Origin of the sequence: Aquabacterium humicola, from assembly GCF_030167915.1 — a bacterium.
Classification (GTDB): Bacteria; Pseudomonadota; Gammaproteobacteria; order Burkholderiales; family Burkholderiaceae_C; genus Pseudaquabacterium; species Pseudaquabacterium humicola.
On sequence record NZ_JARGNB010000009.1, the window covers coordinates 133,438 to 150,020 of the forward strand.

Consider the following 16,583-nt stretch of genomic DNA (forward strand, 5'->3'; position numbering starts at 1 on the left):
GGATCAGACTGCGCCCACCAGCTCGCGGATCTGCTGTAGCGCCGTCGGATCCTCGATGGTCGTCAGGTCGCCCGGGTCGCGCTGTTCGCAGACGGCCTGGATCGCGCGCCGCAGCAGCTTGCCCGAGCGTGTCTTCGGCAGCACCGTCACGAAGCGCACCCGCGCCGGCCGCGCGACGGCGCCCAGCGTCTCGTCGACGCGCTTCATGATCTCGCCCTCGAGCTTCAGCGCGCCGGCGGCATCGGCCGCGGCCGAGGCATCCTTCAGCACCGCGAAGGCCATCGCCACCTGGCCCTTGAGCTGGTCGGCGACGCCGACCACCGCCACTTCGGCGACGTTGGGATGGCTGGAGATGCTCTCCTCGATCTCGCGCGTGCCGAGGCGGTGGCCCGCGACGTTGATGACGTCGTCGGTGCGGCCGAGGATGAAGAAGTAGCCGTCCTCGTCGCGGATGCCCCAGTCGAAGGTGCTGTAGACCTGCCGGCCCGGAATGCTGGTCCAGTAGGTCTTCACGAAGCGCTCGTCGTCGCGCCAGACGGTGGACATGCAGCCCGGTGGCAGCGGCCCGGCGATGGCGACGACGCCCTTCTGGTTGGCGCCTGTCAGCTCGGCGCCGGTGGCTTCGTCGATCAGCTTGACGTCGTAGCCGTACATCGGAACGCCGGGCGAGCCGAATTTCGACGGCGCCGGCTCGACGCCGTTGGCGATGGTCAGGATCGGCCAGCCGGTCTCGGTCTGCCAGTAGTTGTCGACGATCGGCTTGCCCAGACCCTGCGCGATCCACTGCGCGGTCGGCTCGTCGAGCGGCTCGCCGGCAAGGAAGAGGCGCTTCAGCGAGCTGAGGTCGTACTTCGACAGGAAGGCCGGGTCCTGCTTCTTCAGCACGCGCACGGCGGTCGGCGCGCTGAACATCACGCTGACCTTATATTGCTCGACCAGCTTCCACCAGATGCCGCCATCGGGGCGGATCGGCAGGCCCTCGTACATGATGGTCGCCATGCCGGCGATCAACGGGCCGTAGATGATGTAGCTGTGACCGACGACCCAGCCGATGTCGCTGGTCGAGAAGTAGGTCTCGCCAGGCCGTCCGTCGAAGATGTGTTTCATCGAGGCGGCCAGTGCGACCGCGTAGCCGCCGGTGTCGCGCTGCACGCCCTTCGGCCTGCCGGTGGTGCCCGAGGTGTACAGCGTGTAGCTCGGCTGCGTCGACTCGATCCAGGTGCAGGGCACCTGGGCGTCGAGGTGCTGCTCGCGCAGCGTCGCGTAGTCGAGGTCGCGGCCGGCGACACGCTCGAACGGGCTCAACCCGCGGTCGACCATCAGCACCTTCGAGGGTTTGTGCTGGGCGAGGCGGATGGCCTCGTCGAGCAGCGGCTTGTAGGCAACCACCTTGCCACCCCGGCTCCCGGCATCGGCGCTGACCACCACGCTCGGCTCGGCATCGTCGATGCGGCTGGCGAGGCTGACGCTGGCGAAGCCGCCGAAGACCACCGAATGGATCGCGCCGATGCGTGCGCAGGCCAGCATCGCGAATGCGGCTTCGGGGATCATCGGCATGTACAGCAGCACCCGGTCGCCCTGCTTCACGCCGGCCGCCTGCAGCACCGCGGCCATGCGCTGCACCTCGGCATGCAGCGCGGCGTAGCTGTAGATGCGCTCCTGCTCGACCTCGGTCGAAACCCAGATCAGCGCGTTCTGCTGCCCGCGTTCGGCCAGATGCCGGTCGACCGCGTTGTGGCACAGGTTCGTGGTGCCGCCGACGAACCACTTCGCGAACGGCGGGTTGTCATAGTCGCAGACGCGGTCGAAGGGCCGCTGCCAGTCGATCAGCGCGGCCTGCTCGCGCCAGAAGCCGTCGCGGTCGTCGATGGAACGGCGGTAGAACTCGCGGTAGCTGGTCATGGCGGTGGGTCTCCTGCAAGCCTGGCGCGGTGCAAAGTTGCCGCGCATTGCACGGCCTGCCACTGACGTCACTCTGACGCCACGCCCGGCGCTCGGCAATCGCTTGACGCTACACAAACCCCAGGAAATCACCGGGCAAACCCCCTGTCCGGGGGGTGGTATCCTCGCGCGCTGTGCCGACGCCCACCCTGCCCTCGAAGCGCCTGCTCGCCGCCGCCCTGATCGCGCTGGCGGCATTCGGTGCCCAGGCCACGCCCGCGAACGCCCCCGCCACGCCGGCGGACGAGGCGGTGATGAGCCTGCTGGCCGAGCACAAGGCCGCGAAGGACCGCGCAGGGCTCGTTCAGAGCGTGCGCGACACCGCCTCGGACCTCGTGATGTCGGCGATGGACTTCCTCGGCGTGCCCTACCGCCGCGGCGGCAACACCGAGTCCACCGGTTTCGACTGCTCCGGTTTCACGCGCCACATCTTCGAGAAGAGCATCGGCCTCGTGCTGCCGCGCCGCGCCGACGAGCAGGCCTCGCTGGCCTCGCTGCTGCAGATCAAGCGCGACGAGCTGAAGCCCGGCGACCTGGTGTTCTTCAACACGATGCGCCGCACCTTCTCGCACGTCGGCATCTATGTCGGCGACGACAAGTTCATCCATTCGCCGCGCGCCGGCGGTGCCGTGCGCATCGAGGACATGTCGGATTCGTACTGGGCCCGCCGCTTCACCGGCGCGCGCCGCGCCGAGCTGGCCGCGCCGGCAAGCCCCCGCTAGCGCGCGCCCGCGCCCCGCGCGCGCACAATCGGCCGGATGGTCCGCCCCCTGCTCACTTCGTTCGCTCCCCCCAAGGGGGGCTCAGCGCCCTACGGGCGGCCGGGCGGGCGCTGATGGGCGAAACGATCATCCCCCTGGCCGACCTGCGCTATAGCGCGCTGGTGCCGCCCATCCCCGAGCAGCTGACGCCGCCCACCGGCCTGCTGGCCGACCGCCTCGGCCGGCCGCTTCACGACCTGCGCATCTCGGTCACCGACCGCTGCAACTTCCGCTGCAGCTACTGCATGCCGAAGGAGGTCTTCGACCGCGACCATGCCTTCTTGCCGCAGGCTTCGCTGCTGAGCTTCGAGGAGATCACCCGGCTGGCACGCGTCTTCGTCGCGCACGGCGTGCGCAAGCTGCGCCTGACCGGCGGCGAGCCCCTGCTGCGCAAGGGCCTGGAGACGCTGATCGCCATGCTGGCCGAGCTGCGCACCCCCGACGGCCAGCCGCTGGACCTGACGCTGACGACCAACGGCTCGCTGCTCGCGCGCAAGGCGCGGGCGCTGGCCGATGCCGGCCTGAAGCGCGTGACGGTGAGCCTCGACGCGCTCGACGACACCATCTTCCGGCGCATGAACGACGTCGACTTCCCGGTCGCCGACGTGCTGCGCGGCATCGACGCGGCGCAGGCCGCGGGCCTCGGGCCGATCAAGCTGAACATGGTCGTCAAGCGCGGCACCAACGATCACCAGATCGTGCCGATGGCGCGCCACTTCCGCGGCTCGGGCCTCGTGCTGCGCTTCATCGAGTACATGGACGTCGGCGCCAGCAACGGCTGGCGCATGGACGAGGTGCTGCCGTCCGCCGACGTGCTCCAGCTGCTGCAGGCCGAATGGCCGCTGGTGCCGCTCGACCCGACGGTCGAAGGCGAGACCGCCGAGCGCTGGGCCTATGCCGACGGCGGCGGCGAGATCGGCGTGATCTCCAGCGTCACGCAGGCCTTCTGCCGCGACTGCAACCGCGCGCGGCTGTCCACCGAGGGCAAGCTGTTCCTGTGCCTGTTCGCCAGCCGCGGCCACGACCTGCGCGCGCTGCTGCGCGGCGGGCGCAGCGACGAGGAGATCAGCGCCGCGATCGGCCCGGTGTGGGCCGCTCGGGATGACCGTTACTCCGAGCTGCGCGGCGCGGCGCAGGTGCCGGCGGCTGAACGACGCATCGAGATGCACTACATCGGCGGATAGATGAGGCCCCCACGCTCCCTGCCGGTCGCTGCCCCCCGAGGGGTCCCTTGCAGCGGACCGGCAGAGCCGGATCCGCGCAAGACCCTCGGATATAACCCATGACCCAGCCCACGCTCGAGCAGATCGCGTCGTGCATCGCCGGCTACGACCCGAACGCGATGCCCGTCGCCCAGGCGCAGGAGTTCATCGCGCGGCTGGTGCCGCGGGTGCAGGCGGTCGAACGGCTGCCGATCCGCAGCGCGCTGGGCCGGGTGCTGGCGCACGACGTGGTGTCGCCGATCGACGTGCCCTCGCACGACAACGCGGCGATGGACGGATACGCGATGCGCGGCATGGACCTGGCCGACGACGGCCCGACGCTGTTGCCGGTGGCCGGCACCAGCTTCGCAGGGCAGCCGGTGGTCAGCGTGGTGCCGCCGGCGTTCTGCGCCCGCATCATGACCGGCGCGGTGATGCCCGACGGGCTGGACACCGTCGTGCCGCAGGAATTCACGACGCTGCTGCCCGATGGCCGGATCAGCATCCCGGCCGGCATCGTGCGCACCGGCGACAACCGCCGCCTGCGCGGCGAGGACCTGGCACGCGGCGAGGCCGCGCTGAAGGCCGGCCGCGTGCTGCGCCCCGCCGACCTCGGGCTGCTGGCCTCGCTGGGCCAGGCCGAGGTGCCGGTGCTGCGCCGCCTGCGCGTGGCCTTCTTCTCGACCGGCGACGAGCTGCGCTCGGTCGGCGAGCCGCTGGACGAGGGCTGCGTCTACGACAGCAACCGCTACACGCTGTGGGGCATGCTGACGCGCCTGGGGGTCGAGCTGATCGACCTCGGCGTCGTGCGCGACGAGCCCGACGCGCTGCGCGCGGCCTTCGAGCAGGCGGCCGCGGCCGCCGACGCGGTGATCACCTCCGGCGGCGTCAGCGTCGGCGAGGCCGACCACACGAAGCGCATCATGGCCGAGCTCGGCGAGGTGCTGTTCTGGCGCATCGCGATGCGTCCGGGGCGGCCGCTGGCGATCGGCCGCATCGGCGACGGTGCCGGCGGCCGCGGCGCGATCCTCTTCGGCCTGCCCGGCAACCCGGTGGCCGTGATGGTCACCTTCTACGCCTTCGTGCGCGACGCGTTGCTGGCGATGGCCGGCGCCAACGCCGAGCCGCTGCCGGTGATGCAGGCGATCAGCGCCGGCGCGCTGCGCAAGAAGCCGGGGCGCACCGAGTACCAGCGCGGCACGCTGCGGCCGACCGCCGACGGCCGCTGGCAGGTGGAGATCACCGGCAGCCAGGGCTCGGGCATCCTGCGCAGCATGAGCCAGGCCAACGGCCTCGTCGTGCTGCACCACGGCCAGGGCAACGTGGCCGCCGGCGACCTGGTGGACGTGCTGCCCTTCGACGGCCTGGTCTGAGCCTGGCGGCCCGGCGTCAGGAGGCGCCGCCTCGCGCCGATCAGGAGGCGCCGCTTCTCGCCGTGGCGCCGTCGGCCCACTGCAGGTCGAGGTGGCGCGACAGCAGCTCCAGCAGCAGCCGCCGCTCGATCGGCTTCGGCAGGAAGTCGTCGGCACCGGCGTCGAGGCAGCGGGCGCGGTCCTGCTCGGACGCATTGGCTGACACCGCGATGATCGGCAGGCGCCGCGTCGCCGGATCTTCGCGCAGCCGGCGCGTGGCGGCATGCCCGTCCATCAGCGGCATCACGGTGTCCATCAGCACCAGGTCCGGCGCGGCCTGCCGGACCTGGGCGATCGCCGCCAGGCCGTCGCAGGCCTCGATCACCTCGAAGCCGTGTGCGCCCAGGATCTCGGCCAGCACGCGCCGGTTGCCGACGACGTCGTCGACGACGAGGATGCGCCGCCGCGGCCCCTGGTAGCCGCTGCCCGCCGCCTGCGCCGCCCGCTCGTGCGCCGCGGGCAGTACCGGCTGCGCCGGGCGCAGCACCGCGATCTCGAACCAGAACCGGCTGCCCTGCTGCGGCCGGCTTTCGACGCGGATCTCGCCGCCCATCAGCCGCACCAGCTGGCGGCTGATCGCCAGGCCCAGGCCGGTACCACCGGAGCGGCGCTGCAGGTCGCCGGCCTGCTCGAACGGCTCGAAGATGCGCTCGAGGTGCAGCGCGTCGATGCCGATGCCCTGGTCGTGGACCTCGAAGTGCAGCATCGGCTGGGCCTCGTTGCCTGTCAGCGTGACGGCCAGCCGGACCAGGCCGCGATCGGTGAACTTCACCGCATTGCCCAGCAGGTTCAGCAAAACCTGGCGCAGTCGCTGGCCGTCGGCCTCGATCATCGTCGGCAGGTCCGGCGCGGCGGTCACGACGAAGTCCAGGCGCTTCTCCAGCGCCTTGATGCGCACGATGTCGCCGACGCCGGCGACCAGCGCCGGCAGGTCGACCGGCCCCGGATTGAGCTCGGTCTTGCCGGCTTCGATGCGGGCCAGGTCCAGGATGTCGACGATCAGCGTCAGCAGGTGTTCGCCGCTGGTCTGGATGGTCGACAGGCCGTTGCGCTGGCGATCGCTGAGCTGCGTGTCCATCTGCAGCAGCTGCGCGTAGCCGAGCACGGCGTTCAGCGGCGTGCGCAGCTCGTGGCTCATGCGCGCGAGAAACTCGCTCTTCGCAAGGTTGGCGACCTCGGCCCGCTCCTTCGCGACGATGAGCTCGTGCGTGCGCTCCTCGACCAGTTCCTCGAGGTGCTCGCGGTGCATCTTCAGCTCGCTCTCGCGCTGGCCGAGCGCGGCGATCATGCTGTTGAAGGCCTGGGCCATCGCGCCGATGTCGCGCGGGCCGCTGACGTCCGCCCGCACGTCCTCCTCGCCGCGCTCGGCGCGCGCCATCGCCAGCGACAGCGCCTGCAGCGGTTTCGTCAGCCGCAGCGCGAACCAGCGCAGCACGACGAGGAACAGCAGCGCGAACAGCAGCGACACCGCCATGTTGGTGAAGAAGACGTTGGCGACCATGCGCTTGAGCGTCGCCTTGGTCAGCGTGACGCGGGCATGGCCGAGCAGTTCCTCGGGCTGGGCCTCGACGACGAAGGGCGAGTCGGCGCGCTTGGTGCGCACCGGCGCGACGAAGTGCCACGCGTCGTCGGACTCGGCCTCCAGGTAGGCCTGCGCCGGCGCCGCCGCGGCGCTGCGCGGCGCCGGCAACGCCGCGGCGGCATCGTTGCGCGGCGCGCCGCGGGACAGCAGCACCGCGCCCCCGGCAAAGCGCAGCTCGACCGCGGTGACGTCCGGGAAGCTCAGCGTCATGCTGACCGCCTCGGCGGCGTTGTCGGCCGCGCCGTAGAGCATCGCCAGCGTGCTCTGCGTGGCCAGGCTCTGCGCGATGCGCTCGCCCTGTTCGACCAGCGCATTGCGGATCTGCTGGCTCGCCTGCCACGAGCTCACCAGCGAAGCCACCAGCGCGATGCACAGCACGCCGATCGCCACCACCACCGACAGCTGGCGCCGGAAGGTTGCGCCGCGGGCGGCCGTTGTTCGGGCGGGGCGTACTGCCATGCCGATCGTCCGGTCATTCATCTCATTGCTCCGGGAACACCATGTCGAAGGCCTGCTGGGCATTCGACAGGTTCAAGCCGAGGTGACTTGCTGCGCGTACGTTGACGGCAATGCGCACATCCTTCAGCGGCAGCACGCCCGGGGAGCGGTGGCCGCCGGCGGCGGCCATCGCGGCGCCGCCGAGGCGGCGACCGAGGGCGAGGTTGTCGGGGTACAGGGAGAACAGCGCACCGCGCCGCACATGCGCGACGCTCGACGACAGAACCGCGAAATTGCGGTCCCAGGCCTCCTGCAGCACCAGCGGCAGCACGGCGGCATCGTCGACCGTCGCTGAGTCGTGCGGCAGCCACAGCACGTCGCGCTTGGCATCGAAGGACGCCACCAGCGTCTGGTAGATGCGCAACGCGGCCTTCAGGTCGTCGGCCTCGTGGGCCATCAGTTCCAGGCCATGAGCCTTCGCGGCGTCGCGCGCCATGCGGATCAGCCAGGCGTTCTGCCTCGGGTCGTAGACCACCGCCACCCGGCGCGCCGAGGGCACCAGGCTGCGCAGCCGCGCGAACAGCAGCGAAGGGTCGGGCGTGAGGCTGTGCACGGCGAAGTCCCTGGCCTCCGACTCCGGCACGGCCAGCACGCCGCCGGCGATCACCGAGACGCTGCGGTCCAGCGCGCCGACGGCCTTCAGGCCGTTGCGGCCGAGCGCGATCACCGCCCGCACCTCGCGCTTGCGCAGCTCGGACTGCGCATCGGCCGGCAGGCCCGCCGGCCCGACCGCGAAGCTGGCGACACGGCCGCGCGCCTGCTGCTCGATGCCCTCGAGGATCTTCGTGAAGACGCTGCGGTACGGTTCGCCGATATCGGGGTAGACCACCGCCAGCGACTGCGCGTCGGCGCCCTGCGCCAACGCCGCAGCCGCCGGCGCCGCGAGCAGCGTGGCGATCAGCAGGCGCCGCTGGCGGATCGGCGCCTTCATCGTCATGCGTGCCGGCTCAATGCGCCGGCGCGGTGGCTTCCGCGAGCTCGGGCGTGGTGTTCTCGCCCGGCACCGCGCCGCGGGCCAGGAGCGTGTAGACGGTGGGCACGACGAAGATCGTCAGCAGCGTGCCCAGCGACATGCCGCCGACGATCACCCAGCCGATCTGCTGCCGGCTCTCGGCACCGGCGCCGCTGGCCAGCGCCAGCGGCAGCGCCCCCAGCACCATCGCCCCGGTGGTCATCAGGATCGGCCGCAGGCGCAGGCTGGCGGCCTCGATCGTCGCCTCTCTCACCGACCGTCCCTGCTGTCGCAGCTGGTTGCTGAACTCGACGATCAGGATGCCGTGCTTGGTGATCAACCCGACCAGCGTGATCAGCCCGATCTGCGAGTAGACGTTCAGCGTGCCCCCGGTCAGCGTGATCGCCCCGAGCGCACCGACCATCGACAAGGGCACCGACAGCATGATCACGAAGGGGTCGATGAAGCTTTCGAACTGCGCCGACAGTACCAGGAAGATGAACACCAGCGCGAGCACGAAGACCAGCGCGAGCGCGCCGCTGGACGAGCGGAATTCACGCGAAACGCCGTTCAGTTCGGTGGCATAACCCGGCTGCAGCACGGCACGCGCGGTGTCGTCCATGAACTTCAGCGCGTCGCCGAGCGCGTAGTTCGGCGCCAGGTTCGCGGTGATCGACACCGAGCGCCGCTGGTTGAAGTGGTTCAGCTCGCGCGGGCTCACCGACTCGCGCACCTTGACCAGCGACGACAGCGGCAGCATTGCGTCGCCGCGGCCGCGCACGAAGAGCTTCTCGATGTCCTCGGGCGTCGTGCGGCCCGTGGTCTGCGTCTGCACGATCACGTCGTACTGGTCGGCCCCGCGCTTGTAGCGCGTGACGGCGCGGCCGCCGAGCATGGTCTCGACCGTGCGCGCGACCTGGTCGACGCTAACGCCGGCATCGGCGGCGCGGTCGCGATCCACCTCCATGAAGAGTTCCGGCTTGTTCAGCCGCAGGTCGCTGTCCGGCGCGACGAAGCCGGGGTTCTTGGCCATCTCGGCCAGGATCTTCTGCGTCGTGGCGGCCAGGTTTTGGTAGCTGTCGCTGGTGACGATGACGAAGTTCACCGGCCGGTCGCGGAACCCCTGACCGAGGCTCGGCGGCGTCGACGCGAAGGCCAGCACGCCCGGCAGGCCGGCGAACTGCTGCTGCAGCTCGCGCGCGATCTGCTGCGTGCTCTTCTCGCGCAAGGACCAGTCCTTCGCGCCCATGAAGGACATCGCCTGGGCCACCGTCGGATTGCCCGACGACACGAAGACGCGGTCGAGCTCCGGATGTTTCGCGGCGATCTTCTCGAGCTCGCGACCATAGCGCGCGGTGTATTCCAGCGTCGCCCCGTCGGGCGCGTTGATCGAGCCGAGCACGACGCCGCGGTCCTCCATCGGCGCGAGCTCGCTGCGCAGCCCGTTGAACAGCACCCAGCTGCCGGCGCCGCTGGCCAGCATCATCACCAGCACGACCCAGCGGTGCGCGAGCACCCAGGTGAGCGCGCCCGCATAGCGCTCGGTCAGCCAGACCAGGAAGCGCTCCATGCCGCGGTCGAAGAAGTTGGGCTTCGGGTTGTGCCTCAGCAGCAGGCTGCACATCATCGGCGTCAGCGTCAGCGCGACGAAGCCCGAAACGATCACCGCGCCGGCCAGCGCCAGCGCGAACTCGACGAACAGCCGACCGGTGCGCCCCGGCGTGAAGGCCAGCGGCGCGAACACCGCGGCCAGCGTCATGGTCATCGCCAGCACCGCGAAGCCGATCTCGCGCGCGCCCTTCAGCGCCGCCTGGAACGGCGTCATCAGGTGGCCGCCACCCTCCTCGATGTGGCGGAAGATGTTCTCCAGCACGACGATCGAATCGTCCACCACGAGGCCGATCGCCAGCACCAGCGACAGCAGGGTCAGCGTGTTGATCGTGAAGCCGGCGGCGGCCATCAGCGCGAAGGTGCCGATCAGGCTGACGGGGATCGTCACCAGCGGGATCACCGACGCGCGCAGCGTGCGCAGGAATACGAACACCACCAGCGCGACCAGGCCGACCGCCTCGGCGATCGTCGTGTACACCGACTTCACCGAGCGGTCGATGAACACCGAGTTGTCGTTGGCGATGCGCACCGTCATGCCCGGCGGCAGGTCCTGCTGCACCTTCGGCAAGGCCTCGCGCACGCCGGCCGAGATCTCCAGCGGGTTGGCCGTGGCGTTGCGGATGATGCCGGCGGAGATCGCCGGCGAGCCGTTCAGCCGCACCGACTGGCGCTCGCTGGCCGGTGCCTGCTCGATGCGCGCCACGTCCTTCAGCCGCACCGTGAAGCCGTTGACCGCCTTCAGCGCCACCTCGCCGAACTGGCGCTCGGTGTTGAGGTCGGTTCGTGCGGTGACGTTGAACTCGCGCTGCCGGCTCTCGATGCGGCCGGCGGGCACTTCGAGGTTCTGGCGCCGCAACGCGTCCTCGACGTCCTGCGTCGTCAGCCGGTACGAGGCGAGCTTGTCGGCATCGAGCCAGATGCGCATCGCGTAGCGCCGCTCGCCGAAGATCGGCACGTCGGCGACCCCGGGAATGGTCTGCAGCCGCGGCTTGACGATGCGGTTGACGACGTCGGTGATTTCCAGCGGCGACATGGTGTCGCTGGTGAAGGCGATCCACACGACGGGGAAGGCATCGGCCTCGACCTTCGCGACGATCGACTCGTCGGTGGCCTCGGGCAGGCGGCCACGCACGCGGGCCACGCGGTCGCGCACGTCGGCCGCCGCGGAGTCCGGATCCTTGCTGAGCTTGAAGCGCGCGGTGATGAAGCTCTGCTCGGCGCGCGAGATCGAGGTCAGGATGTCGACACCGTCGATGCCGGCGATCGAGTCCTCGAGCGGCTTGGTGACCTGCGACTCGATGACCTCCGACGACGCGCCGATCAGGCGCGTGCTGACGGTGACCACCGGCTCGTCGATGCGCGGGTACTCGCGCACGCTGAGCTTGGTGTACGACACCGCGCCGACGAGGATCAGCAGCAGCGACATCACCGTGGCGAACACCGGTCGCCGGATCGAGATCTCTGAGAGCTTCATGCCGCGCTCCTCGGATCAGGGTGTCGTGAAGGCGACGCGCGGCGCCGACGCGCCATTGGCCGTTGCGCGCGCGCCGGCCGGTGCACTCGCCGCACCCGGCGCGGGCCCGCCGCCGCCGGCGCCGCTCGCACCACCCAGCTGCACGATGCGCAGCGGCTGCGGTTCGCCGCGCATCAGCCGCGCCTGGCCGGCGACCACGACGGCATCGCCGGCGCGCACGCCTTCGAGCACCTCGACGCGGCCCGCGGTTCGCGCGCCGATGCGCGCCTGCATGCGCTGGCCAAGCTTGGCGCCGTTCGGACCGTCGACCACCTTGATCAGGAACTGCTGCTCGCCCATCGGCACCAGCGCTTCCTCGGGCACGGTGACCGCCTGCTCTCGCACGGCGAAGACGATGCGCGTGCGCGCAAACATGCCCGAACGCAGATCGCCGCCGGTATTGGCCAGCTTCGCGCGCACCAGCAGCGAACGGCCGCTGGCGTCGAGTTGCGAATCCACCGCCTCGACCCTCGCCGCGTAACGCTTGCCCGGCAGCGCATCGAGGTTCACCGCGACCGCCTGGCCGGGCTTGAGCTGCGAGAGATAGCGCTCGGGCAGCCGGAAGTCGACCCACACCGACGACACGTCCTCGACCTGCACCAGGTCGGCGCCGTCCTTCACGTAGTCGCCGATGTTGACGCTGCGGATGCCCACGATGCCGTCGAACGGCGCCACCACCTTCATGCGCTGCAGCTGGGCGCGGGCGAGCGCCACCTGGGCTTCGGCCACCTCGAGGTTCGCCTGCGCCTGGTCCACCACGCTCTGGCTGACGAAGTTCTGCGCCACCAGCTCGCGGTTGCGCTGCAGGTTCGTGCGCGCGATGTTGGCTTGCGCGTTCGCCTGCTGGGCCTGGGCCTGCTGCAGCGCATCGTCCAGCTGCACCAGCAGCTGGCCGCGGCGCACGCGCTGCCCGTCGGCAAAGCCCAGCTTCGCGATGCGGCCGCCGACCTCGGGACGCAGCATCACGCCCTGGTTCGAGCGCAGCGTGCCGACCGCCTGAGCGTCCTCCTCCAGGCGCGTCACCTCAGCCCGGCCGATCTCCACCGCCACCGGCCCCGCCGCCGCGCCCGGGCCGCCGGGCGCCCGCGCCCCGCCGGTGGCGGCCTGCGCGGCCGGTGTCGCGGGGCGGTTCTGCAGCCACCAGGCGCCGAAGGCGGCGCCCGCCAGCGCGAGCGCGACAACGGTGGTATGGACCTTGTTCATCGAATCGCCATTCGCATCGAATTGCACACTGTAACGTTGCACGACAAGCCCGCACCGGCAGTTTGCGACGACCGGCCGCCGGATCGCCCCGGATGACGAACCGCGACGCGACCCACGTGTGCAGTCAGCGCCGCACGGTCTCGACGCCGCGATTGGCGAGCTGGTCGGCGCGCTCGTTGCCCGGGTCGCCCGCATGACCGCGCACCCAGTGCCACTGCACCTGGTGCTGCGCGACCAGCGCGTCGAGCCGCTGCCAGAGCTCCTGGTTCTTCACCGGCTTGTTGTCCGCGGTGCGCCAGCCGCGGTTCTTCCAGCCCTTGATCCAGCTGGTGATGCCGTTCTTCACGTACTCGCTGTCGGTGTAGATCGCCACCGGCGTCGGCCGCTTGAGCGCAGACAGTGCCTCGATCACCGCGGTCAGTTCCATGCGGTTGTTGGTCGTCGTGGCCTCGCCGCCGAACAGTTCCTTCTCGTGCTCGCCCCAGCGCATCCAGGCGCCCCAGCCGCCCGGACCCGGGTTGCCCTTGCAGGCCCCGTCCGTGTAGATCACCACCAACGCTTCGCTCATCTGTTCGTTCTGCCTTGCGGTCGCTCGCTGCGACACGTCAGCCATTGTCGGTGGGCCGGCCCCGCGTGTGCATGCGCGGTTGCGCGACCACGGCCGGCGCCTTGGCCGGCACCTTCTGCATGCGCGCCAGGCCGACCAGCCGCATGCCGCGCACGCGCTTGACCGCGACGACGCAGTACAGCGCGCCGAGCACCGGCCACCAGCGCTCGCCGGCGCGCTCCATCCAGCCGCCGCGATCGAGCCAGCGCTGCGAGCCGAAGGGCGGGCGCCAGCAGCCGAATCGGCCGCGCTCGACCTCGAAGCCGAGCAGCCGCAGCCAGTCGCGCAGGCGCCAGTAGCCGATGAAGTCGCCGGCGCGCGGCAGGAAGAGCTTGCCGCCCAGGCCCATGCCGCGTCGCAGGTGACCGTAGCGCTGGCGCGCACCCCACAGGCTCGCCGGGTTGAAGCCCGTGACCACGACGCGGCCTTCCGGCACCAGCACGCGCTCCACTTCACGCAGCGTGTCGTGCGCATCGCGTGCGAGCTCCAGCGCATGCGGCAGCACGACGAGGTCCAGGCTCTGGCTCGGGAACGGCAGCGCGTCGTAGTCGCAGTGCAGCGCGAGGCCGGCGTGCGGCGCCAGCGTCGAGATCGATTCGTCGACCGGCGGCAGCTCGTACGGCTCGGGCATGTACAGCGAGTCGCTCGCCACCCAGCGGTGCGGCATGCGGTTCGCGCGCAGGCCGTCGAGCTGCGGCAGCCCCAGCTGCAGCGCATGGAACCCGAACAGGTCGCTGACGTGGCGGTCCAGCTGCACCTGCTCCCAGCCCAGCAGATAGCGCCCTGGCGGGCTCTTCAGCCACTGAGCCAACTCTATAATCGATGATTCGCGCGTCATGAATCTGATCGCCCTGCCCGCCTTCTCGGACAACTACATCTGGATGCTGCACGACGGCCGCCAGGCGATCGTCGTCGATCCGGGAGACGCGGCGCCGGTGCAGTCCGCACTCGATGCCAACGGGCTCGCGCTGGCGGCCATTCTAGTGACGCACCATCATCCCGATCACGTCGGCGGCGTGGACGCGCTGCGGCCGCGGCTGCAGGGCCCGGTCCATGCGCCGGCGCACGAGGTCATCCCGCAACCGAACGTTCCCCTGCACGACGGCGACCGCATCCAGGTGCTCGGCATCGAGTTCGAGGTCTTCGACGTGCCGGGCCATACCGCCGGTCATATCGCCTATGTGGAGCGGCCACGGGCGGGGCAGCCGCCGGCGACCGGCGCGGCGCCGATCCTGTTCTGCGGCGACACGCTGTTCTCGGCCGGCTGCGGCCGCCTGTTCGAAGGCACCCCTGCCCAGATGCACGCATCGCTGACACGCCTGGCTGCGCTGCCGGGCCAGACGCAAGTCTGCTGCACGCACGAATACACCGAGGCCAACCTGCGCTTCGCCGCCGCGGTCGAACCGGCGAACACCGCCGTCGCCGATCATGTCCGGGCCTGCGGCGCGCTGCGCGCCCAGGGCCTGCCCACCCTGCCTTCCACCGTCGCCCGCGAGCGGGCCATCAACCCTTTCCTGCGCTGCGCCGAGCCGGACGTGATCCGTGCCGCCCGCGCGCAGGGCGCCGCCAACGACAGCGCCGTGGAAGTCTTCGCGGCGCTGCGCGAATGGAAGAACCGATTCCGATGACTCGCCGCCTCGCCCTGTCCCTGCTCGCCGCGCTGCTGGTCAGCGCCTGCGCCACGCCACCCGCGCCGGCCCCGGAGGCGCCTCCGGTCGCACCCGCACCGGCCGAGCCTGCGCCGCCGCCGGCCGCACCCGCGCCGGTGGCGCCGCCGCCGGAACCCGTCGAACCCGTGCCGCCGCCGGTGGCGATCGACCCGCTGCGTCCCGACGTGCGCATCGATCCCGAGGACCAGCGCACGCGCATCGACCTGTGGATGCGGCTGCGCGCCGGCTTCGCGATGGCCGAGCTCGATGGCGAGCTCGTGCGCAAGTGGGAGCAGTGGTATTCGTCGCGGCCCGACTACGTGCAGCGCATGACCGAGCGCGGCGGGCGCTACCTGTTCCACATCCTCGAGGAGCTCGACAAGCGCGGCATGCCCAGCGATCTCGCGCTGCTGCCGTTCATCGAAAGCGCCTACAACCCCGAGGCGATGTCGCACGCGAAGGCCTCCGGCATGTGGCAGTTCGTGCCCGCGACCGGGCGCGATTTCGACCTGCGCCAGAACGTCTTCCGCGACGACCGCCGCGACGTGCTGGCCTCGACGCGCGCCGCGCTGGATTACCTGCAGGCGCTGTACGGCATGTTCGGCGACTGGCAGCTGGCGCTGGCCGCGTACAACTGGGGCCAGGGCAACGTGCAGCGCGCGCAGGCGCGCAACCTGCGCGCCGGCCTGCCGACCGACTACGCGAGCCTGCGCATGCCAGACGAGACGCGCAACTACCTGCCCAAGCTGCAGGCGGTGAAGAACATCGTGCTGAAGCCGGAGCGCTTCGCGCTGACGCTGCCGCCGCTGCAGAACCACCCGTATTTCCTGTCGGTGCCGATCGAGCGCGACATCGACGTCGAGCTCGCCGTGCGCTTCGCCGGCCTGTCGCTGGAGGAGTTCCGCCAACTCAATCCGCAGATGAACAAGCCGGTGATCCTGGCCGCCGGCACGCCCCAGGTGCTGCTGCCGTACGACGCCGCGAACACCTTCGTTCGCGCGCTGTCGGCACACCGCGGCAAGCTCGCCAGCTGGACCGCCTGGGTCGCGCCGAAGACGCTGAAGCCGGCCGAAGCGGCGCGCCAGGTCGGCATGGACGAAGCCCAGCTGCGCGAGGTGAACCGCATCCCCGCCGGCATGCTCGTGAAGGCGGGATCGACGCTGCTGGTGCCGCGCGACGCGAAGCGCGGCGCCGACGTCGCCGAGGAGATCGCGCACAACGCGATGCTCGCGCTGGCGCCCGATCGGCCGCCGCTGCGCCGCGTCAGCTTCCGCGCCGGCAAGAAGGGCGACAGCGTGGCCGCTGTCGCCAGGCGTTACCGTGTCGCGCCGGCGCAGGTCGCGGCCTGGAACAAGGTCGGCGCGCAGGCGAGCTTCAAGCCGGGCGAGGCGATCGTCGTGATGCTGGCGTCGCAGCCGGCGCGCACCGCGGAAGCCCGGCCGGTCCGCGAGGACGCGCGGCCCGCACGCGCCACGGCCACGAAGGTCCGCTCCGTCGCCAAGCCGGTGCGCACGGCCGCCCGTCCCGCCAGCAGCACCGGACGCCGCCTGTCGAAGCCGGCCCCGACGGCGCGCAGCCGCGCGACCCAGCCCTGAACGCCCCCGCGGTCGCGGCGGCTGCCGCGGACCGCCTGCACTCGATCGCCTGGCCGA

12 protein-coding genes are annotated in these 16,583 nt (G+C 71.0%); 5 read left to right on the plus strand and 7 right to left on the minus strand.

Features of this window, described 5'->3' with window-relative positions:
• Nucleotides 1-3: 3 nt before the first annotated feature.
• Nucleotides 4-1,902: a propionate--CoA ligase gene (locus P1K89_RS29015; RefSeq protein WP_284620031.1), complete on the minus strand. Its 1,899-nt coding sequence runs from the start codon at nucleotides 1,900-1,902 to the stop codon at nucleotides 4-6.
• Between the two features lie 173 nt (nucleotides 1,903-2,075).
• Here P1K89_RS29015 and P1K89_RS29020 point away from each other — a divergent pair, with 173 nt between their 5' ends.
• The 3 genes from P1K89_RS29020 (at nucleotide 2,076) to moeA (ending at nucleotide 5,277) form a co-directional block, all read left to right on the plus strand.
• A complete protein-coding gene (locus P1K89_RS29020; RefSeq protein ID WP_350082365.1) occupies nucleotides 2,076-2,663 on the plus strand; it encodes a C40 family peptidase in 588 nt (195 codons plus the stop codon).
• A gap of 113 nt (nucleotides 2,664-2,776) precedes the next feature.
• Nucleotides 2,777-3,886 carry a GTP 3',8-cyclase MoaA gene (moaA, locus tag P1K89_RS29025; RefSeq protein ID WP_284620032.1) on the plus strand — a complete coding sequence of 370 codons (1,110 nt, stop codon included), beginning with the start codon at nucleotides 2,777-2,779 and terminating at the stop codon, nucleotides 3,884-3,886.
• Between the two features lie 98 nt (nucleotides 3,887-3,984).
• Nucleotides 3,985-5,277, plus strand: a complete 1,293-nt coding sequence (gene moeA / locus P1K89_RS29030; RefSeq protein WP_284620033.1) for a molybdopterin molybdotransferase MoeA — start codon at nucleotides 3,985-3,987, stop codon at nucleotides 5,275-5,277.
• A gap of 40 nt (nucleotides 5,278-5,317) precedes the next feature.
• Here moeA and P1K89_RS29035 read toward each other — a convergent pair whose 3' ends face one another.
• The 6 genes from P1K89_RS29035 to P1K89_RS29060 form a co-directional block, all read right to left on the minus strand.
• On the minus strand, nucleotides 5,318-7,378 hold the full coding sequence (locus P1K89_RS29035; protein ID WP_284620034.1) for an ATP-binding protein: 2,061 nt from the start codon (nucleotides 7,376-7,378) through the stop codon (nucleotides 5,318-5,320).
• A 1-nt stretch (nucleotide 7,379) separates the two neighbouring features.
• Nucleotides 7,380-8,333: an ABC transporter substrate binding protein gene (locus P1K89_RS29040; protein ID WP_284620035.1), complete on the minus strand. Its 954-nt coding sequence runs from the start codon at nucleotides 8,331-8,333 to the stop codon at nucleotides 7,380-7,382.
• A gap of 10 nt (nucleotides 8,334-8,343) precedes the next feature.
• Nucleotides 8,344-11,433 carry an efflux RND transporter permease subunit gene (locus P1K89_RS29045; protein ID WP_284620036.1) on the minus strand — a complete coding sequence of 1,030 codons (3,090 nt, stop codon included), beginning with the start codon at nucleotides 11,431-11,433 and terminating at the stop codon, nucleotides 8,344-8,346.
• Between the two features lie 15 nt (nucleotides 11,434-11,448).
• Nucleotides 11,449-12,675 (minus strand): efflux RND transporter periplasmic adaptor subunit, encoded by a 1,227-nt coding sequence (locus P1K89_RS29050; RefSeq protein ID WP_284620037.1) that lies wholly within the window; start codon nucleotides 12,673-12,675, stop codon nucleotides 11,449-11,451.
• A gap of 124 nt (nucleotides 12,676-12,799) precedes the next feature.
• On the minus strand, nucleotides 12,800-13,243 hold the full coding sequence (gene rnhA / locus P1K89_RS29055) for a ribonuclease HI (RefSeq protein ID WP_284620038.1): 444 nt from the start codon (nucleotides 13,241-13,243) through the stop codon (nucleotides 12,800-12,802).
• Nucleotides 13,244-13,280: 37 nt separating this feature from the next.
• On the minus strand, nucleotides 13,281-14,093 hold the full coding sequence (locus P1K89_RS29060; RefSeq protein ID WP_439898050.1) for a class I SAM-dependent methyltransferase: 813 nt from the start codon (nucleotides 14,091-14,093) through the stop codon (nucleotides 13,281-13,283).
• Between the two features lie 25 nt (nucleotides 14,094-14,118).
• On the opposite strand from P1K89_RS29060, the gene gloB reads away from it, so the two are divergent.
• On the plus strand, nucleotides 14,119-14,910 hold the full coding sequence (gene gloB / locus P1K89_RS29065; protein ID WP_284620040.1) for a hydroxyacylglutathione hydrolase: 792 nt from the start codon (nucleotides 14,119-14,121) through the stop codon (nucleotides 14,908-14,910).
• Nucleotides 14,907-16,526, plus strand: coding sequence for a transglycosylase SLT domain-containing protein (locus P1K89_RS29070; RefSeq protein WP_284620041.1), 1,620 nt, complete (start codon nucleotides 14,907-14,909; stop codon nucleotides 16,524-16,526). The genes gloB and P1K89_RS29070 overlap by 4 nt, the downstream gene beginning before the upstream one ends.
• Nucleotides 16,527-16,583 lie beyond the last annotated feature (57 nt).